The 25,678-nt window shown below is 57.4% G+C and carries 21 protein-coding genes and 1 pseudogene; 12 read left to right on the forward strand and 10 right to left on the reverse strand.

Annotated features, from left to right (window positions below; all coding sequences use genetic code 11):
- The first annotated feature begins 347 nt into the window (after nt 1-347).
- Nucleotides 348-1,073: a hypothetical protein gene (locus WN72_RS10810; RefSeq protein WP_092220215.1), complete on the forward strand. Its 726-nt coding sequence runs from the start codon at nt 348-350 to the stop codon at nt 1,071-1,073.
- On the opposite strand, the gene WN72_RS10815 is transcribed toward WN72_RS10810, so the two are convergent.
- From WN72_RS10815 to WN72_RS10835, 5 genes are all read right to left on the reverse strand, one after another.
- On the reverse strand, nt 1,029-2,783 hold the full coding sequence (locus WN72_RS10815) for a tyrosinase family protein (protein ID WP_167381166.1): 1,755 nt from the start codon (nt 2,781-2,783) through the stop codon (nt 1,029-1,031). The two genes, WN72_RS10810 and WN72_RS10815, sit on opposite strands and share 45 nt — an antisense overlap.
- 132 nt (nt 2,784-2,915) lie before the next feature.
- A complete protein-coding gene (locus WN72_RS10820) occupies nt 2,916-4,058 on the reverse strand; it encodes a cupredoxin domain-containing protein (protein WP_143130837.1) in 1,143 nt (380 codons plus the stop codon).
- Nucleotides 4,059-4,060: 2 nt separating this feature from the next.
- Nucleotides 4,061-5,119 carry an NAD(P)/FAD-dependent oxidoreductase gene (locus WN72_RS10825; RefSeq protein ID WP_051378082.1) on the reverse strand — a complete coding sequence of 353 codons (1,059 nt, stop codon included), beginning with the start codon at nt 5,117-5,119 and terminating at the stop codon, nt 4,061-4,063.
- Nucleotides 5,103-7,562 (reverse strand): hypothetical protein, encoded by a 2,460-nt coding sequence (locus WN72_RS10830; protein ID WP_092220222.1) that lies wholly within the window; start codon nt 7,560-7,562, stop codon nt 5,103-5,105. The genes WN72_RS10825 and WN72_RS10830 overlap by 17 nt, the downstream gene beginning before the upstream one ends.
- A gap of 450 nt (nt 7,563-8,012) precedes the next feature.
- A complete protein-coding gene (locus WN72_RS10835) occupies nt 8,013-8,186 on the reverse strand; it encodes a hypothetical protein (protein WP_167381167.1) in 174 nt (57 codons plus the stop codon).
- A 1,216-nt stretch (nt 8,187-9,402) separates the two neighbouring features.
- On the opposite strand from WN72_RS10835, the gene WN72_RS10840 reads away from it, so the two are divergent.
- Nucleotides 9,403-10,481, forward strand: a protein-coding gene (locus WN72_RS10840) for an IS3 family transposase (RefSeq protein WP_430644632.1) whose coding sequence is annotated in 2 segments (ribosomal slippage) — nt 9,403-9,640 and nt 9,640-10,481 — 1,080 coding nt in all. Because the reading frame shifts where the segments join, the coding sequence is not laid out codon by codon here.
- Nucleotides 10,482-10,584: 103 nt separating this feature from the next.
- On the opposite strand, the pseudogene WN72_RS10845 reads toward WN72_RS10840, so the two are convergent.
- A pseudogene (locus WN72_RS10845) lies at nt 10,585-10,968 on the reverse strand (DDE-type integrase/transposase/recombinase); the annotation flags it as partial.
- Between the two features lie 383 nt (nt 10,969-11,351).
- Between WN72_RS10845 and WN72_RS10850 the strand changes: the two are divergent.
- Nucleotides 11,352-11,732 (forward strand): hypothetical protein, encoded by a 381-nt coding sequence (locus WN72_RS10850; protein WP_143130667.1) that lies wholly within the window; start codon nt 11,352-11,354, stop codon nt 11,730-11,732.
- Between the two features lie 81 nt (nt 11,733-11,813).
- Here the strand turns inward: WN72_RS10850 and WN72_RS10855 are convergent, their stop codons facing one another.
- Entirely contained in the window at nt 11,814-12,008 is a 195-nt protein-coding gene (locus WN72_RS10855; protein ID WP_092217497.1) for a hypothetical protein, read from the reverse strand.
- A gap of 453 nt (nt 12,009-12,461) precedes the next feature.
- Between WN72_RS10855 and WN72_RS10860 the strand changes: the two genes are divergently transcribed.
- Entirely contained in the window at nt 12,462-14,933 is a 2,472-nt protein-coding gene (locus tag WN72_RS10860; RefSeq protein WP_092217498.1) for a putative bifunctional diguanylate cyclase/phosphodiesterase, read from the forward strand.
- A gap of 124 nt (nt 14,934-15,057) precedes the next feature.
- Here the strand turns inward: WN72_RS10860 and WN72_RS10865 are convergent, their stop codons facing one another.
- Nucleotides 15,058-15,888 (reverse strand): polysaccharide deacetylase family protein, encoded by an 831-nt coding sequence (locus WN72_RS10865; RefSeq protein ID WP_092217499.1) that lies wholly within the window; start codon nt 15,886-15,888, stop codon nt 15,058-15,060.
- A gap of 751 nt (nt 15,889-16,639) precedes the next feature.
- On the opposite strand from WN72_RS10865, the gene WN72_RS10870 reads away from it, so the two are divergent.
- Entirely contained in the window at nt 16,640-16,858 is a 219-nt protein-coding gene (locus WN72_RS10870; RefSeq protein ID WP_092217500.1) for a hypothetical protein, read from the forward strand.
- 298 nt (nt 16,859-17,156) lie between these two features.
- Here WN72_RS10870 and speD read toward each other — a convergent pair whose 3' ends face one another.
- Nucleotides 17,157-17,597, reverse strand: a complete 441-nt coding sequence (speD, locus tag WN72_RS10875; protein WP_092217501.1) for an adenosylmethionine decarboxylase — start codon at nt 17,595-17,597, stop codon at nt 17,157-17,159.
- Nucleotides 17,598-17,784: 187 nt separating this feature from the next.
- Between speD and WN72_RS10880 the strand changes: the two genes are divergently transcribed.
- Genes WN72_RS10880 through WN72_RS10905 form a run of 6 tightly spaced genes read left to right on the forward strand, consistent with a single transcriptional unit; the run spans nt 17,785 to nt 23,568 of the window.
- A complete protein-coding gene (locus WN72_RS10880) occupies nt 17,785-17,967 on the forward strand; it encodes a hypothetical protein (RefSeq protein ID WP_092217502.1) in 183 nt (60 codons plus the stop codon).
- Nucleotides 17,968-18,012: 45 nt separating this feature from the next.
- Complete coding sequence (locus tag WN72_RS10885) at nt 18,013-19,251, forward strand: radical SAM/SPASM domain-containing protein (RefSeq protein WP_092217503.1); 1,239 nt, start codon at nt 18,013-18,015, stop codon at nt 19,249-19,251.
- The gene (locus tag WN72_RS10890) at nt 19,244-20,350 is read left to right on the forward strand and encodes an NAD(P)-dependent oxidoreductase (RefSeq protein WP_092217504.1); all 1,107 of its coding nucleotides are present in this window, start codon (nt 19,244-19,246) and stop codon (nt 20,348-20,350) included. Before WN72_RS10885 ends, WN72_RS10890 begins: the two co-directional genes overlap by 8 nt.
- Before the next feature lie 17 nt (nt 20,351-20,367).
- The gene (locus WN72_RS10895) at nt 20,368-21,930 is read left to right on the forward strand and encodes a radical SAM protein (RefSeq protein WP_167380964.1); all 1,563 of its coding nucleotides are present in this window, start codon (nt 20,368-20,370) and stop codon (nt 21,928-21,930) included.
- Nucleotides 21,920-22,771 (forward strand): class I SAM-dependent methyltransferase, encoded by an 852-nt coding sequence (locus tag WN72_RS10900; RefSeq protein WP_167380965.1) that lies wholly within the window; start codon nt 21,920-21,922, stop codon nt 22,769-22,771. The genes WN72_RS10895 and WN72_RS10900 overlap by 11 nt, the downstream gene beginning before the upstream one ends.
- 32 nt (nt 22,772-22,803) lie before the next feature.
- On the forward strand, nt 22,804-23,568 hold the full coding sequence (locus tag WN72_RS10905; RefSeq protein WP_143130668.1) for a class I SAM-dependent methyltransferase: 765 nt from the start codon (nt 22,804-22,806) through the stop codon (nt 23,566-23,568).
- Nucleotides 23,569-23,614: 46 nt separating this feature from the next.
- Here WN72_RS10905 and WN72_RS10910 read toward each other — a convergent pair whose 3' ends face one another.
- A complete protein-coding gene (locus WN72_RS10910; RefSeq protein ID WP_167380966.1) occupies nt 23,615-24,112 on the reverse strand; it encodes a molybdopterin-dependent oxidoreductase in 498 nt (165 codons plus the stop codon).
- Nucleotides 24,113-24,570: 458 nt separating this feature from the next.
- Between WN72_RS10910 and WN72_RS10915 the strand changes: the two genes are divergently transcribed.
- Entirely contained in the window at nt 24,571-25,608 is a 1,038-nt protein-coding gene (locus tag WN72_RS10915; RefSeq protein ID WP_143130669.1) for a hypothetical protein, read from the forward strand.
- Nucleotides 25,609-25,678 lie beyond the last annotated feature (70 nt).

A 25,678-nucleotide genomic window follows, 5' to 3' on the forward strand; every position in this document is an offset into this window, starting at 1 on the left:
AGCCTGGTGCGAATCCGGCCCCGCCGCCCAGGCGCTTCAGGTCGGCTCTCTCCTGCGGATCACATGGAGAGCAGATCCGCTCTCCAATCCGCCTGCAGCAGCTACTTGATCTTTGTCCCCATCTGCGCTCCCCGTGCATTGGTCGTGGCTCCTCCCGCTGGTCGCAAGAATGCCAAGTGGTCCGCGCGCGGGTCAATTTCGATTAGAGGGGTCAATTAGTTGGGTTGCTTCGTTTCGCACCCAAAGTTGTGCCGTACGAAAATTTCAAGTAATTTGACATTCCCGTAAATTTGTACCCACTTTGCGCTCCCGCATCATTTCTGCATTTTTTTCTTCCGGAATTCGGCATGGATATCGAGCTCTACACACGTGAGCGTTTGCATACTGCGATCGAACGAATGCGAAAATCGACGGAAGAACTCAATCGCGTCCTGGCGATACTGAATGAAAATAACGCTAGGACTCTCAAGGACGATCTCGAGAATTTTGAGAACCGAATTGCCGGCAGAAGACTCAATCAAGCCTACGTGCAAGCCGTCTGTAACGCCTTTTACGTCACGACGAAATCGAAGCTGCATTCGGCATTGCTCGAGGCGGTCGTGGCCGAGCCGACGTCGCAGAAGCTTCTCGACAACATGATCGGAAAATACGAGGCTTATTGGCCCGCGAGCAACGACAAGTTCGACAAGTTTCCGATGGAGATCTCATACGCCGACGACACTTACACCGTGTCGGATCGTACCATCGGAAAAAGCAAGATTCAGTTCGGGCATTCGGGCTTCGCCTTTTTGATCAGGAAGCGGGTTCACGTAGTTGAGCCGGTCGAAAGCGGCCTCCGTTCTATGATTTTCCATTACGAGGAAATGCCTGCAAAAAACCCTGTCAAAGGGATCATAACGAACATATTGGACGCCGGATCAGAGGATTTGAGAGCTGGGGAGCAGATCTTCTCCGCGCATTTCATTGCATTCCACGAGAACGACACCACGCATTTTGGACAACGGATTCAGCCGAAGCGGTTAAATGAACTACTGCACCATGCGCGCAATCGAACCGGCGTCATCAGCGTTTAGGGGGCGCCCCTTTCGGCCCGATATGACCAAGCTTGCGTTTGCGCGGGTAGCGGCTTGTTCGTCGTACTTCTTCAGCACCATCTTGATGCTAGGTTCTCGCAACGCCCCGGCAATTAGGATCACCTGCTCCATCCGCGACATGTTTGGACGAATGTTTCGGACTTTATCGTCACTTTGGTCCTGCGTGAGAACGGAGATGCTCGTGATCCTTAACGGGCTTCCTTGGAGATTCGGCCGGCCCGTACCTATGCTTTGTGTGAGCGCGACGGGCACGAAGGTGACGGCCGGAGACGCGGAATCGACAACTGTCGGGTCCTGAATCGTGAAATCTTGAAAGACCTCGTCGTCATGGTGTGCATGGACGAATAAATGTACGGAGCCAAGAAAACTCGGATCAGTGCGTTTCAACTCCCCGCTTGGAGCCGCGCGGGTCAGGTGAACATCGAAGCCGACGATCGGCAGTCTATTCAAGCCCGTTATCGAAATTCGGAGCAATAATCGTTTCTGAGAACGGTCAAAGGAGGCCAATCGTAACGCATCAAGCGTTCGAGAAGGAAATACGATCGTTGTGTTCTGAGCCGATCCCGCCTCGATTCTCGAATCGAGAGTCGCGACCGCCTGAGTAGACTTTATTCTCGACGCCGTTCCGCTGTCTGCCACCACTAGCGCCGCGGGAAAGGAGGGTAAGGGAAGGGGCATGCTGGACAGGTCTTCGTACTTGAACTTCACTCCGAGCGCTCGGTGATCGAAGTATGATTTCCGCGGTTCGTTGATGCAGTTTCCCTTTGCATCGAAGAAGAACCATGGCCTCTCCATGAACCAAGAGGCGTCTGGAAGGGTACCCCACTTCTTGCCTGGCATGACGCTCCATTGAGTCCATATCCAATCGATATTGGTATGATGCACCGGAAAGATCGGATCGAAGCCCGCGGTCGGCGGTTGCGCCATGGCGCCAAGCGCATCGACCTCTATCTCATGGCCATTCTGGTCATGGCCAACCGCAGCTCCGGGAATGATTCCCCCGACAACACGATGAATGTTGTCGTGAGGCCGGCTCTCGAGCAGTCCCCGCGTTCCAGGGTTGTTGTCCGCTATTCCCCCTCCGATACCGGTATCCTCTGTGGTACCGAAGAAGATGTCCGTGGCCAGAGCAGAAGTGTTGTCGACGACAGCGTCGGACAGCTCCAGCAGCGGCATGTTCGGTATTAGGGGATGTTCGTAGTAGGTCAGGTAGAAGTCGCGTTCCTTCATGAATAGCGGGTTTATGTTCTCATCGGCGTCGTTGCCGGGATTGCCGTCCAGATGCTGTACTCCAAACGCCTTCGGAAATTTCCGGTTCGTTCTCGGGCCATAATTCCAATAGGGAAGCGAAAAGTTGCTGTCGCCGGTATGCTCCCGCAGAATTTGTTCGAAGTGGAACGTGTAGGCCCGGTGCCACGGTAGGAAGTCGGCGGAATGCTGCCCGAAGTGAGGACATTGGTTCCAGTACTTCTGATCGACCTGCGCCACTCCAGGATCCTGGTCCAAGGCCGCCTTGTAGTATTTGTAACCTAGGTCCGTAGGATCCAGCTGGACGCCGTGGATCGCGGCTTGAAAGAACCAACTCAATGGATCGGACGGTTTCCTTTTCTTCATCTCCCTGACGCCGCGTCTCAAGGAGTCGAGCAGGCTCGCGGTCTCGACGAATTCTTCGAGGGGCATGCGCGGCATGACCGAGCTCGGATTCGGCGTAATTCCTACTGTGCAAGCCGCAGCGACGGATCGTACAGAGCCTCCCCCAGCCGCGAACGCTCCCGCTACCTTCATCAAGTCTCTGCGCGATATGCTCAAAGCGATGTACTCCTAGGCGATGACGACCCGGTTGTTTAGCAGCGCGACATCAAAATGAATGAATTTGTCTATTGTGACGCGATCACTGCCGGCGCCGTCCACGGTCACGTCATAAATCGGAGGCGTTCCGTCACGACGGATCAAGGGGTCTGGTGGCGGTTGCCTGTATGCGCCCGATGGCGGCAGGTAGGCGAGGTGATAGGCATTGTCGACGAAAGCGACTTTGCGCAGGACCTTTGGAGAGACGTCTACGATGCGCTTTTCTGGAATTAGAATTCCAGCCGTGCCGTCGAACCTGGTCGGTTCCCAGAACGCGGGCACATCCTTCAATTTTGCGACTGAATGGAAGCTTGGCGCACCTATGATGTGATGGTCCATGAATACGTCGTCGGCATCGCCATAGACGAGATATCTCAGGCCGAGAGGATAGCTGGCGTCCGGGTCGAACTGATGGAAATGCAGGACCCGGTCGATCCGGACCGGAATGTTCTCCTCCAGGCCAGGGAGGGCGATCCCGTCAGGGCTTTCGGGAGGATAATATTCGACCGATGCTTGCGGCAGATCCTTTATGGTCCCGTCGCCGATATCGACTAGTGAGAGATGATCGTGAAATATTTGGACTTTGCCGGCACCGAATGACGAGGCCCTGAGCTTGTCGTAGATGTCGCGGTGCTTCTGCTCGACGAAGCTGCTGCGCAGAATGACTTGAAAGCGGTGACGATCGTCGGCGATCACGGGCGTATGGGACATGTACAGTTTTGTCCCCGATCGGCCTCCGGTCACAAAGCCATGAAAATGGAAGAGATCGTGCCCTCCATGTCCGGGCATATCGTGCCCGGGCATGTCGTGATGTCCGCCATCCATTTGCGCGGGGTGCGGCAATTTTGCTCCGCGAGCGACAACCTCGATTTCGCCGGTCATGTCCGCGTGATATCGGCATAGGTAGGGAAATTTCCCTGGTTTTCCAAACCAGACCGGACTGGACACCTCGCCTGTCGCAAGAGGACCGACATTGAAGTAGAAACTGGCGTCGGGAGCGGTCTCGACGGTGTGTGGTACAGCGTCGAGATTTCTCCAGACGACGAAATCGTCCGCTTCGATCGCCGCCGGAGCGAAAACATGATTCCGAATATCGACGATTTTGGTCTTTGTCATAGCTATGCCCCTGCCTCCGACTGGTGATGTTCACGGGTACTGCTTGATCGATCCCACGTTGCGTCCAATCTGAGGTACATCTCGGTTAGTGCGGAGGTATCGCGCCTCCACCATTCTGCCATCCAACCGCGGTAAAGCTGCGCAGCCTCATCTGGACCGACCCTGCCTTTGATCGCTGCAGCCGCCTGGTACGTCGCCATGATGCCGCTCATCATGGCCCGCAAAATTCCGTGGCCTGCGGCTGGATCCAATTGAAAAGCTGCGTCCCCGACAAGGAAGAAGCCGGGGCCCGAGTATGCATCGGCTCGCTTCCAAGTAACGTCGGCTCCGCGCGTCGGGCTCACGTCCGCGAGCGCAGCGAGCGCAGTCGGCTTAACCGGGCGAGCGGAAGCACCGGGGAGAGCCAAGCTGACCCAGGCAAGGGTATCGTCCGATACGCGGGCGATCCATTGCCAGCCGCTCTGGTCGCCCTTGATCGAGGGGGAGCCGAAGTCTCTTAGATCGTCAACTCGACAATATCCGTAACGAGCTAACAGGCGCGGCGATAGGACGTCTACTCGCGAGGGGTAGCTCTTTCGAAACCAATTGCCGTTCCCGGAGGCGTCGATCACAAAGGGCGCCTCGAGAGGGCCGGAGTCGGTCTCTACTCCGACCACCTCCTGGTCGCGCACAATGGGACGAAGTGCACGACAGGGGCGCCGCACATCCGCGCTCAACGTTTCCGCCCGCTCTATGAGGACAGCATCCAATTTGTCTCTGAAGATGTGAAACCCGCTGGCCGCTGCCAATGGTATCGACCCTCGATCGCTCGATCGGGCGGTGCTCCACTCGACTTGAATGGATCCGTAGCGACCGCCGATAGCGTGTTCGAACGCCTCTCTGACGCCGAGCTGCTCCAGTATTGAAGCGGCGCCGCTATGCAACGTTTCACCGGGTCTACGCCGCGGCTGACCGTCGGCCTCAATGACGATGACGGTCAGCCCCGATTGGCGCGCATGTATCGCCGCCGCCGATCCGGCCGGCCCCCCGCCGACCACTATAATGTCAGCGTCGGACTTCATTGGCGCTCCAATCGCCCGCTGAATCTTTGGTCAATACGAGCGTCGGATCGGCGAAGAGAAGCTTGAGCGATCCAAAGTTGACCAACACCTTCTTGAAATCGGTCGGGTCGGCGGCTCCGCGATCGGCATGGTCAAATACGAGGTAGCGGTATGTGAAATGCTTGTTTAGACGACGTCCCGTTGCCTTTTGGGCAGCCAGCAAGTCGGCGTCCGACGGATCGGCCATGCGGAAGCTGAGAACGGACCATTTGAGTTTGTCGTCGTGCGTCTCTACGCCGAGCGCTCGGTAGACAAGTCCCATGGTCAGGGTTCTGGCGACGTACTCCTCGACGGTCGTCTTTCCTATCTCGCTTATATCGAACCCTCCGCTGAGCGCCTTTTCGACATAATCCGCGTAGGCGAGGGAGGCGTATTCGACCTTTCCTTCCTTCTGCCTGAGGGTCGGCCCCCGGACCCCGTCCCATGGCGGCTTCGATCCCAGTCCGATGACTTCGTCGGTCAGCGGCGTCGCCGTTGCATAGTTCTTGCTTGGGGCAAAAGTACGAGTGATGTCCGGTGCGGCCGCAGGCCAGAACGAGCTGAGAGCCGCGCACAGTTTGCTATCCTCCATGAAGGGAGAGCCGAGCCCGTAATTGGTAAGGAACGTTACCCCCGGAGCCAGCTTTTTGCCGGTGTCTTCGGGATCCGTCTCAGACGTTCTGTCGTAAGAAACATCCCACCCCGGTGCGAAAACGCCAGCGGCTCCATCGGGAAGCATCGAAGCGCGGTGGTTGTTTACGGACTTTAGCTGGCAGAGCGCGCCGGCGCCGGAGCCGAAGGGACCAACGATGGCGGTCATCGTATCGTCGTCCGGATCGAAGTTCGCGCCACTGATCTGCAGATTGGCGGCGTATCGCTGGTCGGAGAGAGCTTGGGGAAGGCTGGATCCAGGCGCGTCCCAAAGCGAGTGCATCAACGAGGGCAATACGGATTGATCAGCCCACTGCATAAGCGATGTCTGATCGACCAGGGGGAAGAAGTCGGGCGATGCGACTATCGAATAGGCCGGGATTCTGCAAGGAAGATCTAGCGCGATTTCGGGGCACTCGACGTCGATCCAACCGTCGCCGGTAAAGTCGACGTAGTGGCGGGCCCGGTACCCTCCACCCTCGACGAGCTTAATGATGTCGGGCTCGTCGTTGAGGTCTCGCTCCGATCCATCATCGGCTATCGCGTGTCGTGCGTGGAGATATTCCGGTGCCGAGCGGGCTCCGCTCGGTTGCGGAAGTAGGTTCAAGCTGGACTGATAAGCACGCCAAGATCCGCTGCTATCGGGAGTCTTCGGTACGCAAAAGGTCAGTGGCTCGCCCTTGTAGGAGGCGGGCTCGGTCAGTCGCGGGTGAGAGAAGGGTCGTAGCAGCCAACCGCCGTCGTCGGGTTCGGCCGAAAAGTCCGCGATCCCATCATGGAAAATGAACGGGGCATCGCTCAAAGCGGGCTCAGACCAGCCGCCGAAGTGTCCATTGGAGAGAAACTTCAGGTGAGCTCGCCTGATCTTCTCGTTCACATGGGAAGCGGACAGCCGCACTTCGATGTCACGGTCGAGAAGGCATTCACCTCCCGAGAATAGCTTGTGAAGCGGCACCCAGAAACGTCGATTGTGGTCGCCGGGCTCATCCACGCGTAGCGCTTCGGGTGCATCTTGTAAGCCGGCCCGCAGCGCGCTTCTTCCCGACGTTCCGCTCTCCTGAACGTCTCCGTCGATAAAGCGGAGAGGGCCGTGAGCGCCCTTCTTTCCTGGCACCAGACAGGCGACGTATGCGGCGTATCGACAAGGAAGTACGCGGATACCGGTGTCCTTGTCTTTTACGAAGGGGAGAAACCCGCGTGCTGCTCCGTCGTACAGCGGCGGCTCCGTACCAATCCGAGCGATTCCGGTTCGCGCAAAGACCATGTCGGCATGCCGACCATGGACCGTCCCCAGCGCCGCCCTGTATTCGGTTGCGAAGACTACGATGGCCAGGCGGGCCCCTTGGGCTCGAGCGCGCAGATCGTCGATCGAAGGCGGCTGATGGCCGAATACGTAATTCTCGATCGCTTCGATCTCCGTGAGGGTGGGGAATCCCTTCAGCTTCGTGAGGCGTCCGCGATGTCGAAAGCTCGTGATCCGAGGGGATGCAAAGGCGTGAAATAGGAGACTTCTGGCGGGCGCGCCCGGCTCGACGCCGCGATTGCCTTCTTGGGCGAAATCTTCGAAGCCTGGGAAGGACCGGTCTATGCGGGTCAATGGTCGCGATAGCTCGTGTGCGAGATCATCCGCGGAGAGATCGAGCCCGTGGTGCTCTAGCAGCGCCTCCCATCCGAGCGGTCCGAGACGCTCAAGAGCTGCCTTGACCCCAGAAAGCAGCTTACCCTTGGGTTTACTCGCCGTTACGACGAAGCGCCGCGTTGGGCCATTCTCCATTGATTTCCCCCAATCCACAAACAACCGCAGAAACTATGAAATGCATTGTGAAAGCAGCTCGTGCGAGCAGCTCGAAAGGTGGCGCAGGAAAAAATTTATGTTGGAGATCATAGTTGTGTTGAGCTGGATACACAACTAAATTATTGATGGATAACTTTTGAGCGAGCCCATTCGGACTGCACTCGGATCGGTTCGCCTTGAATTCGCGATACAGCGACCAAGCACGGGCCCATATGGCCATGCAGGGAATGCTCGCCCCACAGCCGGAGCGCCGCGCGTAGCAAGGGACCACCCGTGCAGGCGGTACACGAGGGATCGATATCGCGAATACTCTCGTGGCTCGTGCGACACAAAAATGAGTACGCAACGTGGGCGGGTACGTGCGCCACATGATCAACATATCGATTCTGCGTGCTAGAATAACTTAGATACGGCGTGCCTTTCATGGCGTTAGATAGCCGTTGCAGGTGTCCGCTTTTTGTAGGGGCCGCGCTTTTTTCGAGGTTCGCCGGTGCGGGCCACGCCGCGCTCGCGACGGCCGAAGAGAGGTTTGATCAGCGCGCCGATGAGGCCTCCGAGTGTGAGACCACCCAGGACCAGAAATAGCAAATCGAGATATTGCATAGTCGCGCGTCCTGTGAAAACCGCAGTCTTAATGACGAGTCAGGATGAATAGCTGCAGATCTTTGGCGTTTGCGCGGGATTTGTTCGAATTTTTCTGATTCGCGATCTTGATTGAGCAATGATTGCCTGATGGCCGCGCGCGCCATTCAGTCGACGTCATCGAGAATGATGTGGTTACCGTCCACGCTGTTTGTCAGACTATTTGTTTCGAGCCACCATCAGCTTCCCGGTCTTTGAATAGCCAATAATGGCGTTGCCGCCGTGGATGAACTCGATCCTATGGTGACGAACTCACCCGCCGTCGAAAGATTGTACGCGCAAAATATTGGCGAGGGTTATCTTCTGGATGCGATCCACTGCGACCGTAACCGTGCCTTCGGATTCGATCTGCGTGCCGTCCGCGGTCTCGGTGACCGCAATGGGTTGATCGCCACTGATTTTGGTCCTCGACTGAGCTCCCCGCCTGAAATGAGAGCAAAGCCCTAGCCACCGACGATTGCAGAGCCAAGCGAGCATGGCACTCGCGGGCCGTAGTGCTTGAGCACTGCGAGCTGCGATCATCGATAGAAGCCGACAATGTAGCGGATTGCGACGAATGTGCCGACGGCAACTGCAGCTGTGATAGCGATTGAAAACCCTACTCGCGCCAAAAACTGGCCGGGGCTTAGTCCGTCCCATGAACTCATTTTCATGCTTTGCGTTCTAAACTTGGATTTGGGCCTGAGGCGTAAAGGCTTTCAGTTAGATGTGCGCGTAGATCCAGTCTCAGACCGATTGGGACAATCGACCACGATACTGACCACTCACCAGGTCGTGACCATATGCCTGTCTGCGTTGTCCATGTATTTTCGGATGTCGGCATATAGCGCCTCAGCTGTCGATGGTGCTTGGATGAACCACGCGGAATCGAGGCCCATCGTCCTTAGTGTGACCCTAGCGTGAAATGTGATCGATCAGGTTCTGTCGCGCCTGCGCATAGTTCGCCCTATGTTTGTTTAGATTCCAAGTGACCAAGTACACAGCCATTACTGATTTCCATAGCTCACGTGACGCGCTCAGAATGAGCGTACCACACGCACTATGCGAGTAATCGGCGGATGTGGGAATACAAACGCAGCGAATCATCGCGCGCGCTGAGAGCGCGTAGCAAATCGAGTAGCAATACGAGGTAGGCTCAGGTTTTCAGCTGCAGTGCGTCCCGGCAGAACCGTTGCCGATGCGCACGGTTCAGCCCACAGCAATCGCGGAGCGCGTCGTCGCGGTGGCGGAGATCTGCCGTAAGGCCGGGATCAGCCAGGCGACCTACTTCAATTGGAAGAAGAAGTATGACGGGCTGTTGCCGACCGAGATGCGTCGGCTGAAGCAGCTCGAGGAGGAGAACGGCAAGCTGAAGAAGCTGGTCGCGGACCTGTCGCTCGACAAGGAGATGCTGCAGGACGTGATCCGCCGAAAGCTATGAAGCCTGGTCGGAAGCGCATGCTGGTCGACGCGGTCCGCAGCGAATGGCAGGTCTCGATCCGCCGGGCCTGTGACGCTCTCGAATTTGACCGCTCGACCTACCACTACAAGTCCCGTCGCCCTGGCCAGGCTGCCCTCGAACAGAAGATCAAGGAGATCTGCCATGTTCGTATTCGCTACGGTTATCGTCGTGTTCACGTCCTGCTGCGTCGTGAAGGCTGGCGCCATGGCCAGAACAAGACGCGGCGCATCTATCGCGAATTGGGCCTGCAATTACGCAGCAAAACGCCCAAGCGCCGGGTCAAGGCCAAGCTGCGCGATGATCGCAGGCCGGCGACGCGATCGAACGAGACCTGGGCGATGGACTTCGTCCATGACCAGTTGGCGACCGGACACAAGCTGCGCGTGCTCACGATTGTCGATACCTTCTCCCGCTTCTCGCCGGCGCTGGCGCCACGGTTCACCTTCCGCGGCACCGATGTTGTGGAGGTGCTGGAAAGGGCCTGCAAGGAAGTGGGATTCCCGGCAACGATCCGCGTCGATCAAGGCAGCGAGTTCGTGTCCCGCGATCTTGACCTCTGGGCCTACCAGCGCGGTGTCACCCTGGACTTCTCGCGGCCCGGTAAGCCAACCGACAACGCGTTCATTGAGGCCTTCAACGGCCGCTTCAGGGCCGAATGCCTCAACGCCCACTGGTTCCTGTCCCTTGCGGACGCCCAGCAAAAGGTGGAGACTTGGCGCAGATACTACAATGAAGAGCGGCCCCATGGCGCGATCGGCAATCGACCGCCGATTTTGCTGCAAAACCACGTCGGCGCATCCAGCTCGCCAACGTGATCACGGCGAAAAACTCTAGTTCTGAATGGTCCAAAGTTCGGCCTCGCTGCAAAAGGGCCCGAGACTCTAACTGCCGCTGGATGAAAATTCAGTGGCAGGTCACTGGCTTGCGGCGTCGCTCGCCGATTGCCGCGAGTTCGCGGGCCACGCGCCGCCCCGAGATCGACGTATCCGGAATGGCGCCCAGGCATTCCTTGGTGACGTCGTCGACGATGTTGAGGATGCGGAAGCGTCGACCATTGGCGAACTGGTCGTGGACGAAGTCCAGCGACCAGCGGGCATTGGGCTTGGCCTCGACTAGGATCGGGGCTCGGGTCCCGACGGCCTTGCGGCGAGCCCGCCGCTTGCGGACGGTGAGCCCTTCCTCGCAATAAAGCCGGTAGATCCGGTTGATCCCCAATGGCTCGCCCTCCCGCCGCAGCAGCACGAACAGGCGGCGATAGCCGAAACCGCGCCGCTCGTTGGCAAGATCGCGCAATCGGCCACGCGCCGAAATCTTCATTCCACCTGGGATAATTGCCTCGTAGTGCACGCGGTTTGGTCGGATGTGAAGCTTGCGGCCGACAAGCTGCTCGACGCCATCACGGACGAGCAAATCGCCGAGTGGAATGCGTCCGATCCTCACGCCTGGGCGAATGAATGATTCGCCATCAGCGAGGCAGCCGAAACCGGCTGTTGCACCTTCCATGGGAAATCCTGCGATCCACCAGACGGGGGCAGCGTGACGATCGATGGGGCGTATCTGGCGAAGAGCGACGTCATCATCCGGGAGCGCTTGCAAAAGGCGGGCATACGCCTTGCACATCTGCTCGATAGTGTTCTTGCAGATTGATGCCGGCGGATGAGCTCGCAACACAGGCATGGTGAGCGATGGACGCAGGGCTGACGTTATGGGGCCTGTACATCCCGGTGGATGTCCTCCTCACCTCGATTGCGATCTATGTGGTCGTCTCGATCACTCTGATTATTCTCGTTCCGGTCTATGCGGTACCCATCCATCGCGCGGTAGGTGAAGACGGCAGGCTTATTCCCATTCCGCCGGAGGACCTGGGCAAGATCATCGAGATGCGTTCGAAGGTCCGCTCCGCTGTCTTGCAGACGCTTGCCTCGCCGTCTTCGGTACCGTCATCACGAGCCTCCAGGGCATCCGAGGGACCGAAGACGCGTTCAATCAGAAAAAGGCCGAACTCTTCGCCTCGGCCCGCGCGGGCTCCGAACCAGCCGTCGCATCCGTCGCCAGCAGCGGCTTGATATTTGATGCGCACTGTCAGACACCAACAGTGAGCGAAACCAACTCAGGCTCCTTAACCAGGCCAGGGCAACTCAGACGCGTTATTGATTGCGGATCGCTTTGGTGGAAGGCTGTACAGTCAAGCGATAAAGCACGAGGTGAGCCGCTCCGAGCTCCTCGATCAGTGTGCCGCAAGCAGGGCAGTGGTAGTTTCCTTGGATGCCGCGTTCAGACGTAAGCTCAAGACGGCGAAAGCCAGCACCGCATTCCGAGCACGTCACATCGCTCTTTTTCATCCGTGGCCTCCTCGCGCTGGCAACCGTCACATTTCTTTAACATGCGCTTAGTTATCGTGCATCTCCCTAGGACGGCCTTTCAAGCACAATCAACATTGTGGACCTGCTGAGCCTGCGACCGTCCATAATTAGTGGTCGCACAAATCGGACAATCCGACAAAAAATTTCGGGCGAAACTGACGGCGCTCCTTCGTAGAATGCGTGACGCTCAAATCGTTAGCTACGAAGGTTCTCGTCGTCACCGTGGCGCTGGCAAACGCTTTTTCGTCGAATTCTGCCTTATCGCCGCAGAGTTTCTGCGCTGTGAGGCGCGAAAGCGATCGGGCCTGATGTTCTAGGCAACGCCATCGATCAGCAGGGCTAGAGCGCGACCGTCTCGTCTTTTAAGAGCGAATTAAGCCAAGCTGGATTTTATGAACCCCGGGCAGGAAGCTTAAGTCAGTGGGGCGTGTGATGAGTGCTGCTAACAGGCAATCCGTGGAATCAGATACCAGGCTGCTCAATGACATGCCAATCCTGCGGCGCAAGTGGCAAGCTGCGCTCGAGCCCGGTGAAACGCTTCCCCGCTATGAAAATGTGCTGCTGGGGAGCCTCGGGCGGCTTGCCGATCATCTTGTGCTGCTCAGGTGTGACAATGGCGCGTTTACTGTTTCGCGCACTGGCCGTTATGTGCAGAACTGGTTGGGCGATGCCCGCTGGGACATTCCGCTTGATGCGTTGCGTCCAGACTGCGCGACAGCCCTCACCGGGGCGGCCTCGAATTCGATTGCAAACAACCATCCCTATCTCGCAACCGCTCATTGCGTGCAAGCCGGCATGGTACGGACCTACGACGTGCTGGCGCTGCCGACCTTATCGCGTTGGGCCGGTACGCTGGTCGGCGTCTATGTCAACGAGCGCGCTACAGAATACAATTTGATCGATGCAATCTTTTGCAAGACCGACGATGGCGTTATCTCGCTCTCAACCGTTCGCGATCCCGCAGGCAGGCCATTTGATTTTCAAGTTGTGCACCACAATCAGGCAGCCGCAAGGCTCCTCGATGTGGAAGAGGGCAACCTGTTGTGGCAGCGCCTCGGCAATTCAGACCATCTGCTTTGTTCGGAAGAGGTGATGGAGCGGTTGGGCGCCGCGGTCGCGAATGAATTCGGTGACGAGTTCGAGCTCGAATACGGTGATCAGAGCCTGCGCTTGCGCCTCAGTGCCTCCGGAGACATCGTGTCCGTGGTCATTTCCGACGTTACGTCGTTCAAGCGCCGGGATGCCTCGTTCAGGTTGCTGTTCGACAGTAATCCGATGCCGATGTGGGCGTTAGATGCCGAGACAATGGACTTCGTGAGGGTCAATGACGCGGCAGTGCTGCACTATGGCTATGCTCGCGAGACCTTCCTGCGAATGAAAGTTCAGGAGATCTGGCCAGACGACGAGCGGGTCAGCTATACGCGAGCGCTGCGAGAAGCGGGCGACATCTCTCAGTCTGAACATCCCTGGCGCCATGTCAGGGCTGATGGCACTGAGATTTCTGCGCTGACCTTTGGGCGGCGCCTTATGATCGAGGGACGCGAGGGCTATCTGGTTGTGGTGGTCGACATCACCGAACGGCGCAAGGCCGAGGCCCGCATCGCCCATATGGCACTTCACGACGGGTTGACCAACCTGGCCAACCGCGCACTCCACCAGAGGTGGCTCGCAGAGGCACTCGAAAGCGCTAATGCAGTCGGCAACCGCGTCGCGGCGCTGTGTATCGACCTCGACCTCTTCAAGAACGTCAACGATTCGTTCGGCCACCTCATCGGCGATCGCCTGCTCGAGCAAGTGGCCGACCGGTTGCGGTCCAGGGTGGCCGGCAACAATCTGGCGGCACGGCTCGGCGGCGACGAATTTTCGATCATTCTCACGGATGATACCTCGCCGACGCATGTGAGCCAATTCGCGGGCGACCTGATCAGAACATTGAGTGCGCCATACGAGATTGACGATAACGAGGTCATTATCGGTGCCTCGGTCGGAATCGCGCTGTCACCAGGCGACGGCGCGAGCAGCGCCGAGTTGATGCGTAACGCCGATATCGCGCTCTATCGCGCCAAAGAGGATGGCCGCGGAACGCATCGCTTTTTCGAGCGGGAGATGGATCAGCAGGTGCAGCGACGGCGCGAGATGGAGCTTGATTTGCGCCGCGCCTTTGCCAGCAGCGAGTTCGAGCTATACTATCAGCCCCTGGTCGAGATCGCGAGCGACAAGATCTCAGGTTTTGAAGCGCTTCTGCGCTGGCCGCACCCAGGGAAGGGCATGATCTCGCCGGCCGAATTCATTCCCCTTGCGGAAGAAATGGGGCTGATCGGGCCCCTCGGAGAATGGGTGCTGCGCGAAGCCTGTAAAGAGGCGGTAAAGTGGCCTTTAGAGATCAAGGTCGCGGTCAACCTGTCGCCGGTGCAATTCCGTAGCCGCAATCTGGTTCAGGTGGTGATTTCAGCGCTGGCGAATTCCGGCTTGGCCCCGAAGCGGCTCGAGCTTGAAATCACCGAATCGGTATTTTTGGCGGAGACGGAGGCAAACCTTGCGATCCTGCACCAGCTCCGCGAGCTCGGCGTCTCAATATCGCTGGATGACTTTGGAACGGGCTATTCGAGCCTCAGCTACTTGCGCAGCTTTCCCTTCGACAAGATCAAGATTGATCGCTCTTTTGTCAAGGATCTGGCGAAACGCTCCGATTGCGGGGCCATCGTGCGGGCGATCTCGGGCCTCGGCCGGAGCCTCAACATCACGACGACAGCGGAAGGGGTGGAGACCACGGAGCAGCTCGATTGGCTTCGGGCCGAAGGTTGCAACGAGGTGCAAGGATTCTTGTTCAGCGGTGCCAGGCCGGCCGCCGAAGTGGAGCAGCTCTTGTTTCGCTTTGGCGCAATGGCGTCCAGGGCGGCGTGATCGCCATGCCGCAGGAACAGCTTCGTCACGTTGAGGCTTCGCAAATCGAACGAGATCAGGCCACGAGGTCGCCCGTAGCCGTCTCTGAACCCAGGAGGTGATCTCCGACACTTCTCGCGCGCCTTCACTGCGGGAAGGCGTGGTGCCAAGACGTCAATGGGGCTTCAGCGCTCTTGGCGGCAGCCGGCACCAGATGCACGATCCGATACCCGTTCTGATGCAGGTAGCGCAGGAACCCAGGCAGCATGGCCGCCGTCCGCGTCTGCGCATCATGCAGCAGAATGATGCCCTTACGAGCGGCCTCGAGCCGCTCGATCAGGATTGTGAGCTCCTGCTCTGGAGTTATGTTCTCCCAATCGCTCGCCCAAAGGTCAGCGCCGAACACGACAATTCCGCGCGCCAGCAAGAGATCGAGCGTCGCAGGTGTCGCGTCGAAGTAGGGGAACCGGAAGAACGGTGTCGAGGGCATTTTGGTGGACACACCGTCGAGCGCCATTTCGACGGCGGTGATACCGCGCTCGATGTCCTCTTTCGCCTGCTCGAACGAGATTTTCGACATCATCGGATGCGACCAGCTGTGGTGCGCTACGGTGTGGCCCTGGGCGGCCATACGCCGCACGAGCTCGGGAAATTCCGCCGAGGATCGGCCGACCAGAAAGAACGTGGCTCGCGCGCATTCCTGTGCGAGCGCAGCCAGCACCTTGTCCGTGTTGGGCGTCCGCGGTCCGTCATCGAAGGTGAGGACGACTTCATGGTCCGCCAGAGGAAGCGTCTCGGGAAAGTTCTTCAGCCCCACCCGCGGGAAGAGTGCGGCATCGACAGCGAGCACCCGCGCCGTGCCGAGCGCATCCCGCCGATTGCAGCTAGAGGCGTCTGTCACGGCAGTACCGGCGAGCAACGCCAGCCCAGCGCAGCCGATGCGAAATGCTAATCTAGGCAGGCGCAACTTTGTCATTGCGCTTGGCGCGACCTTGATTGGTGGTGAGCCCCGTGTTGTTCAGCAGACTATCTGATAGGCATCGCGGGATTTCGGCACATCGAGGCTGTGTCGTGCGCAAAAAGGTCGTCGAACGGCCGTTATCCGCTCGAACCGCTCCTGCTGCCTGCCTTTTGAGCTAGGGGTAGGCGGCTTGGCTCGGACAATGGCTGCAGTGCGCCACGCGTCTGCAGCACGCGCGGCCGCGTGTCAGCGGGTACGACGGCGCACCCGTTGGCTGTTCCGGGCATTCGAACTCTGATGATCTTCTGCCGCGACGTATATTTCCAGATCGGCTTGTGAGAGGCCGAGGCCTGGATAACACCCGAGCTGACGAGTGAGCCGCAGATGTCTCACGTGGCTCGTCGAGCAACGCAGCAGTTGAGCAGCTTCGCTTTCCGTCAACATCTGCGAGTTCGGTTTGATTCTGCGCTTCATTGCGCGATTCAAACACGGTGCACCTTTGTGTGTCGATATAATTACTGACTCAATACGTGTTATACAAAACAATACAACTTAAACGTTGACATGGCCGAATCGCATTTCCTATTGTCGGATGAGGTCCAGAAAACCTCGTACGGCAGGCGTAATCGTTTTTCCCCAAAGTCCGGAGTCCTCGCGCGTATGTCCAGTGGCGCAAGCCTAAAGGTGCGAGGGAGCGCCTGTCGTTGCTTATTTCTGGCTCCGGACGACTATCTCGATCCCAGAAAGATCGACGGAGAAAACGACGGTGAAAGCGGTAACAAAACAGAAGGCAGACAGAGCTTGCGCCAAAGAGTTGAAGATTTTGGCGGGGGTCGAAAAGGATCTTGAAAATGCACGCGGCTCCGGAGCGGTTGATGATGTCTTCCTGGGGCTTGAGGAAATCTACTCGATGCACATGCACACCAAGCATCAAAGCGTCCGAGCAAGATGCGAAGCCATCTTACGCCTGGATGCTGCCCCGTGAGCGTGATCCGTCTGGGAGGTGCTGCGCCATGCGGGTGCTGCGGTCGCTATCCGTGCCGAACTATGACCGCTTATCAGACTGAGCAGCGCTGGGCGAGGCATGAGTTCAGGCGCCGGCGACACGATCGCACCGAAATCGAACGGGCCATTCGGCGTTTGTCACGCCTGGCAGGCTAGAAAAAATGGCGCTCTAGGCAGGTCAGATCGAAGTGTTGCTTGGCCCTTGGGAGGCGATCCGGTCGATCGACAAGGGCGCAAGCCGCTACTGCCACCAGCCCGGCCCGGAGGCCGCGCGGTGCTCAACCTCGGGCCTGCGCGGTCGTTGGCCCGGTTCTCAGACCGTCGCAATGTGCAAAGCTTGCAGTCTCAATCATCGATGAGCCGCCACCGTCAGTGCCTCGGATTGCCTGTAGAACAATCGTTTGTCGCGGAGTGAACGTGGCTTTGATGATCGGTATTGTTCGCTCGGGCTCGGCGCTGCCGCACATAAACACATCTAGCGCTGCGTAACTGCTTTCTGGCCAGGTATGAATACTGATGTGGCTTTCGGCTAGCAGCGCGACACCAGTGACACCCCCGTGGGGCTCGAATTTGTGCAGATGCACATGCAGCAGTTTTGCTCCAGCCCGCAACGCAGCGTTGATCATCGTTTCTCTGATGCGATCGGCGTCTTCCAAATGACGTGCTCCCCACAGATCGATCAGCAGGTGAGTGCCGTGGGACCGGCGGGCTTGGATCATCAGGGCAGACTCGCTGAAACGGTGGCGGGGTTGCAAGCCATAACCAGCGTCGCAACTTTATCCTGTGAATTTCCTAAAAGACAACTATCGCATTGATCTTCGTAAAGTCATCATGTGGACAAGGTACAATCAAGAGTAGTGACGGTTTTGTGAAACGTAATTCCCGCAGCGCAAAAGGAGAGCTTCGATGTCCAAAAGCCCAGCCCCGCAAACATTGGCTCTTGAACTCACACCTGAGCAAAAGAAGCAATTGGAGGAATTCGCGAAAGCGACCGGCAGCAGGAAGCTGACAGCTAGCGCAGAGTTCGAGGCGCACGTGGACACCGGGAAGATCTCCCCGGCGACGTTCCTCGTTGGAAACGCCATTTAAAACGGCTTTACAGCCCTGTCAGCTCCGCAAGCGCGAGTGAAATTCATGCGCAAACGAACGCGGTCGCGCATCGAGGAATTCGGCTACACACTCGCGTTTGCGGACACTGGCGATATTGGTTTCTATTCAAAAGAGGCTGCCCCTCTGATCAACGCAGAGGCGGAGCAGCAAGAGTTCGAACCCTTTAGATTAGATACGGTCCCGATTGGCGACAGCTTCCGTCTGTCAGCTCCGCTGATCGTGTGGTTCGAAATCACGCGGTACTGCAATCTTCCGTGTCTGCACTGCTACGTGGAAGCCGGTCCGAAAAGAACAAACGAGCTGAGCACTTCCGAAATCTATGCGATACTTAATCAGCTGAAGGCGAAGGGCGTCTTCTCGATCGTGTTCTGCGGAGGTGAGCCTTTTGCTCATCCCGATTTCATGTCCATCGTCAAATATGCTCACGATCTCGGCTTCGTCATTTCGATTGCTACCAACGGCACCTACCTCTCTCAATCGGTCATTGATGAAATTCCACGTGAGGAGTGCGTTGTCAGCGTGAGCCTGGACGGGACCGAATCGCACAAGAAGATGCGGCATCTGTCAACTTATGAGGAAACGATCGAAAAGCTGAAACTACTCAAGAAGAACGGGATCCGCTCAGCCGTAATGACGACTTTGACGAATTCCAATCTCGCTGAACTGGAGGAGATTTTCGAGTTCACTTCGCAGCAGGATCTGTTTTTCGGAGTGACGCCTTTTAGCCCTGTCGGGCGAGGAAAGCGGTTTCCCCATCTGACACCAGATGGCAATGTCGCACAAAGTGCCTCGCCTCTCTACTTTAGAAACTACCTCGATCGGATCGAAAAGATGCAGAGGATTGGCCTTTGCGTTCAAAAGTTTCTGTCCTTCTCGTATAGGCTTTCGCACGCCATACAGCGGGAGTTTTGTGGCATCTCGCTCGCGTATATTGCATCGGACGGCGAGGTTTACCCGTGCTCGGTCTGCATGTCCGCCAAGAAATACTCTGCAGGGACCTTGCGAGAAGCGAGCTTTGCCGAACTCTGGGACACATCCTTCAAGGACATCAGGGCTGTATCCTTCAACGACTTCAAGGGTTGCGCCAGCTGCGACATTGGGAGCGCCAAACACGCTTGCGCTGGCAGATGCCCGGTTATGTCCGAGATCTACACCGGTGATCCATTGTTGTGCGGTGCGTCAGATTTCCTGAAGCAGGCCAATAGGTCAAACGGCGCGCGGATTGCAGCCCATCTCCCGTCGGCTGAGACCGGCGATGGCTAGGCAGTCAATTGGGCTCCTGAAGGAGCGAGGAACGAGCGAGAGGCGGGTGCTCCTGCTGCCACACGAAATCAAAACTTTGGTCCAGGATAGATACGATGTTATGGTCGAGGCCAAGGCTGCGGCATCGCTTGGAATATCCGACGAAGCCTACGCGGAGGCTGGGGCGCGCATCGTAACATCGCTCGAGGCATGGCAAGCTAATCTCGTCCTCAAGTATAAGGCCCCTCTACTCGAAGAATATAGATTCTTCCGCAAAGGGTCCCATCTGGCCGCATTCATGCACGCAGAGGGAAACCCTGCGCTGATGAAGGCACTAAAGACCTCGCAGCTCACCGCGTACGCTTTCGAATTTATTTCGCGCGCGGGCGCCTATCCGGCTTCGGTGTCGGATTCCGATATTGCCGGTCGGATGGCCGTGATCTATGCCGCGTACCATTTACAGTCTCATCTCGGCGGCCGAGGATTGCTGATGGGCGCAGCGCCGAACGGGCCTTTTCCTCGGGTGGTCATTATAGGCGCTGGAAATGTCGGGCGCGCAGCGGCGCAAACGGCGATCGCATTGGGCGCTCAGGTGACAATCTTCGTGCGCAACGCCACCAAGATAGCGCAAATTGAGCAGGAGTTCGGTAGGCGCGTGAGATGTCTGCTCAATCGCCGAGGTGTCCTGCGTGAGGAAGTCAAGAAGGCTGACGTACTGATCGGCGCAATCCTGATTTCCACCTTCGATACGCCCGCGATGGTGGACGAACGCATGGTGTCCACCATGAAACCTGGGTCGGTGATCGTGGACGTCACTTGCGGCTACGGGAAGGGATACTTGCCGTCCTTTAAGAGCACAACAAGCCATCGCGCGCCAGCGCGGCTCATAAACAGCGTCTTGCACATCAAGATCGATCATCTGCCTGCATCGGTACCGGTAACAGCATCTAAAGCGACATCCGAGCGTGTGATCAGATATGTCCGCAAGTTGGCCGATGTCTGCTTGCGCGGCGGTCGGTCAAGAATGATCGAACGATGCATGATAGCCAAGGCCGGCGAGCTCGTTCATCCAGAGCTCATTCGGCATGATGCCTTAGAAACGCGAATGCCAATCGCCTAAACGATGTGGAGTTCGGTATGTTCTCGCAATTTGAGACGAGCCCTTCAAGGATCCATCCGGAGGTCCTGCGCTACTTCCTCTCCAAACAGAGCGAATTCGGGTGCACGAACGTCTTGCCTGGGCACCTTCCGAAGACCTCGCATTCAATCGAGATGGCTAAGAACGCGATGACGCTCGACTTTGCGATATCCAAGGCCTATCGGATACCGTTCTATGCGACCTCAATTGAAAGGTTTGCCGGCGAGCGGCGATTGCCAGACGGTCAGTGCGGGTCCGTGAATCTGGATATGCCCGGCTGGTTTACGGCGGATTCGGCCTACTCGTCCCACCTCGATAGCATCCGGCGCGCGACCAGAGAGGAACTGATGAGCCGCGTGCGAAGCGCGTTGACGAACTGCATAGATTCTCTGCATCTTTTTTGTCCGAAGCAGTGCAATTTGGCGTGTTCGGGCTGCTATGCGTCCGCCGTTCCGATCGACAAGCACCCGTATATGGAAGAGCAGATAACCTCCTATTTCGATGGAGCAGCCGGCACCATCTCCCAAGCTCGCGCACTGGGAGCCAAGGTGATACAGACATCGGGGGACGGTGAAGTAACTGTGTTCCCACGGTTCTTCGATCTGCTGGAGCTCGTCGCAGCATCCGGCATGCAATGGCTCATCTTCACTGCAGGATTGATATTTTCAAGCGAGGAAGCGGCTGCCGGTCATTGGCGAACATACGGCCGTTTTTCGAGCTCTCACATCCGTGAACAGATTGCTCGCAATATTGAGCGCTTCTCTGCTGCCGGCGACAGCAAGCCGACTGTGCGCGCGTTCATCGCGCAGATCGAGGAATACAAGGATGTCTTGCAGATCTATCATTCCATTTGGAGCACATCGAGCCCCAATAATTCAAGCTGGCGCAATCCGAGAACCGGAGAATACGACTATCGTGAGGTCGTGCTTACTGATCACGCGCTGGAGCTGCCAACGAGCCTGCTGGACCTGATGGCGGTGTTCAAAGGGAACCATCGCAGCCGTTTCGGTATAGAGTTTCCCGTCAGCGATGCTTCCGCTCGAGATGTTCCTGCGTTAGCCACGTTTGTCGCTCACGAAGGCCTTCGGAGCTACTTCGAGCCTGTCATAAGGACGGGACGGGCTAGACGGGGAAGAATAGGCGGACAAAAGTCGTGGTCCTGCGAAAGTGAGGCCGTAGCTTCGCACGATGTGGACAAGCTGCTTGCAAGAAAGGAGTGCTCGTTTCGTTTCCTCCATCAGCCGATCGCGAAGTTCAGAGCTGGTGACGGATTCTTTGCCAGCCCAGGCACCGGTGTCGACTTGGACGATCTGGCAAGCCTGGGCGTGCTAGAAGGATTGAGTGTAGGTGACAATCTGTTTGGTGCCATCCATTCGCCTTTGATAGTCAATGCCAACTACAATTACACGTCTGGTTGCAAATGCAATCACTTCTCAGAGCGTCTGTTGTTCGATAGAGCCAACCTCGCCGCTGAATGGCAGAACCTCGCTAACCTATCTTCAGCCGATATCACGGCCGCCGATCTCGTCAGTCGCTTGGGTGAGACGAGCAATGAGCTCTAACATTGGTGCTTTGGGTAAAGCTGGCTCGGGTCCAATAGGCGGAAATCACCCCCTTCCAATCGGCTATAGGGAGAGAAGTGCATTCTATGATTGTGAATTTGGCTCGTTCCCGGATGAAGTCGAGTTCATCGCCTCTGTGGGGCAAATGCGGGGGGGAAATGTCCTCGAGGTGCCGTGCGCTTGCGGCAGATTGACGCTCCCACTTTCGCGCCGCGTCGAGCGCATCACTGCGGTCGACCGTGACCCGAAAATGCTTCTGCAGCTGCAAAGGCGTTTGGCGGCACGCGGCGGAATCGAGAACGTAAAGACTGTTCTTGAGGACATGCGGTTTCTCAAGCTTTCCGCCATGTTCGACCTCATCGTGTGTCCGCGCGAGTGTTTTCAGCTTCTCGGCAGCGAGACCGAGGCACTGGACGCCTTATCATCATTCAAGCGTCACATGTCGAAGCGAGGGTGCCTGGTTCTAGATCTCGCGACGTTCGCCCGGTCGAGCGAACCTACTGAGGATGGGCCTGAATACTTCGCGGCCGGACTCGGTGACAACGAACTCATCGCAGAGTGGGAAAGAGGCCTGGACGATGGTAGCCTCCTCAGGCGATCGCGATCCCAACGCCTCCGTTCAAATCAGCTGCTTGAGCTAACGTTCTTCTACACTCTCGTAAATGGCGCGTTGACCGAAGAGTTTGTCTCGACGGTCGAGTTAAGGATCTACTCGCTTTGCCAGATATCCGCCCTGCTGCAAGCCGCTGGGTTTCGGATGGTTGAAGCATATGGCAATTACAGGCGGGTGCCCGTCAGCGAAAACTCTGCCCGCCTGCTCATCGTGGCGGAAGCTACGTGATGCGAAGCCGAACTCAATATGTTGGCGGGTGGTTGGGTGAGGACGAAAGCCGGGTGAAGTCCTCCAGCGCTCCCTGGAGGGACGCGCTGTCACACACCAGGCTTGATCAAGAGCATGTTGATTACTTCTCGCAGTACCGATCCCTGTATTTCAATGAATCCTTCCGGGACGGGCAGGGGACCGACGAAATTCTCGAGCTCATCGCGGGCGTAGAAGAGGTCGAGTGCTGGCTTGATCTTGGTTGCGGTCCAACGACCTTGTTCTGGTCTATTCCCGCAAATGTCCGAACGAGCATCGATTGCTGCGACAAAAGCGCCGAAGCACTCAAGGTGCTTCACGATTTCATTCTATCGGACGACATCCCTCCCTGCTACCAGCAAGTGCTAGCAAGGTTCGGGCGTGACCACCATCACTTGGCGTGCGTGCGGGAGAAGATCGACAAGTTCATCATCCATGATGTGCTCAGCACGCCCTTTCGTGACGTACCCGGCCCGCAGCACGACTTGATTACGGCAATTGGTCTGTTTGGGCTTTGCAAAAGCCCAGAACGCTACGCATGGGCTCTTGGAAACGCCGCGGCTCAACTCGCTGAGGACGGCTACATGATCGGTGCCGACTGGGTCAGGAGCGCGCGTTTTATCGACGCGGAAGGGCATGATAACTCATATATCAACGAAGTATCTATCAGGCGCGCCGCCGACGAACACCGGCTAGACGTACTGTCTCTTAGCAAGGTTTGTATTCGGGGCGACCCGCTTTATTCGACCGTGTTCGTCTGGCTCATGCGCAGAGAGTGAGGCCGCTCGGATTGGACGCCAGTGACTAGTCCTCGCTCTGGTGCGGCTATTGCGGTGAAGATTTGATGATCTGCAGCAAGTTCAGTTGTTTGACCCAGCGGCTACGACGACCTTCTTGAGGTGAAATGACCTGGAGAGGACCGGTCCCGCTCGGCAATGGGGAGCCATCTTGCGCATCTGCCACCAGGAACGTGCCGTTATCAAACTCGGGCAGAGAAATAATCGCGACGAAACCATCAGCGCCTTGAACGTGGAGATATTTTGCGACGTCGGCACCTTTCAGGTCTTGCTTGAGCGGCACCCCCGCTTTGTTCAAAAGGACAGCCAGGTCAACTCCTGAATAGGTCGTACTTTTCCCGGCCGAATCTGTGACGGTGATCGATGTGTGAGGAAGTGCCTGAAAGTCGGGTTCAGAGAAGGACAGTGGAGTCGTCACTTGTCCATCTACCGTCAAATAAGCAGATGACGTTGCAGTCTGCGCCTGCGCGCTTGCTGCAAAGAGAAAAAGGAGAAGCGCCGTACGTTTCGTACAGAACACGATCATCATCCTCTCTTTAAAGGTCAGGGCCTACTTCCAAGCTCTGAGCGAAAACTTACTGGGAATCAATTCGGGCTTGCAATGGCGAATTCGCGCTGTAATTGTATCGGAATGAAGTGGTGCGTCATAGAGGAAAGAGGCTCATGCGCGTTATTCAACATTTAGGAAGTCGTATATTTCGCAACGTCCTTTTTGCGACCACGATCACATGCCTTGCTCCAACACATGGACATGCCGCTAGCGGTTGTGCTCCCGGATCGACTTGCCTCTCGGTGACAGGGAAGGGCGTTCCGGCTCCTGAGCCGGCACCTTTCATTGCGCAATGCACCGGGGCCTTTCCAGACTTCGTCACGCCATCAGCGATGGTACCGAGCGCTGGTCCGTGGTTCAAACTGTCCCAATCGTACCCTACGGCTGTCCCGGCGAACGACGCACCGTGGTCGAATATCGACTTCAAGGACGGAGTGACGGGCGCCGATGCTTACCTCTATGCCCTGCGAGACTATGCATTTGATGGCATGATCGATGCCGACTTCAAGCCGGAAGCTAACAACGTTCGGCCCTGGTTTCACATGCCGCTGATGAATTTTGGACCGCGTGCACGAGAGCCGATGCGCGGCTTGACCTCAGAACGTTCTGTGACCGGACCGGAGCTCGGTCTCAAGCCAGGAGTGACCATTCACAATTATGCGGTCGGCTTCTACAATGCAGCGGGTGCCGTCACGATCGGACAGGTCTTGGGCGGCGCTTCGCCCGATCTAGCAAAAGCTCAATTCCCCCAAGGAGCAATGACCTTCAAGATCTTGTTCAGCGACGTTACTGCGAATGACTTTCAGGATTCTGACGTCTTGTCGGGTGCTCCGCAGTGGACGATCCGGACAGCTGCCGGCCCCCAAACCGTGCGCCTCATGCAGATGGACGTCGCCGCGGTGGATAGTCGTTCGCCAACCGGGTGGGTCTTCGGGACTTTTGCTTTTGACAGCAATGCAACTGATACCTCCCCGTGGCGGAGGCTCCGGCCGGTAGGCCTTTCATGGGGAAATGACTTCGGCTTCACACCCGCTGACCAGCAAGCAGGCAAGAAGCTGACCGAAACCACGATCTCGGACCAGGCGCCTGCTTACGCAGCCTCCCATTTGGGATGGGCGGGGCGCGCGAACGGGCCGGTCGACAATCCGATTTCGGGGTGCTTGAGTTGTCACAGCACCGCCCAATTGCCGTCGGCCCCCATTACATTTTCGAGCGCCTGTACGACGGACGCTCAGAAGATGCTTTGGTTCAGAGATCTGAAGGGTAATCAGCCGTTTGGAGGTGTGGATGCAAGCTGCAATCCCATCACCAGCGCACCTCCGCCGAAGCCTCTCGACTTTTCACTCCAATTATCGGTCGCAGTCCAGAACGTGGTGCAGTTTGGTGATGCCAATCCGTGTTCGCCATCGGCCTCTATCATGAACCTTCGGGTCGACGACCATCCCGGAGAGCACCCGCGTATTGCGCGCTAGCGCCAATTACAGGGATGGAAGAGGCCCTTCCGCCAAGATGCTTCTTCTCAACGACGTGCTGCGACATCTT

The organism is Bradyrhizobium arachidis, from assembly GCF_015291705.1.
GTDB classification, from domain to species: domain Bacteria; phylum Pseudomonadota; class Alphaproteobacteria; order Rhizobiales; family Xanthobacteraceae; genus Bradyrhizobium; species Bradyrhizobium arachidis.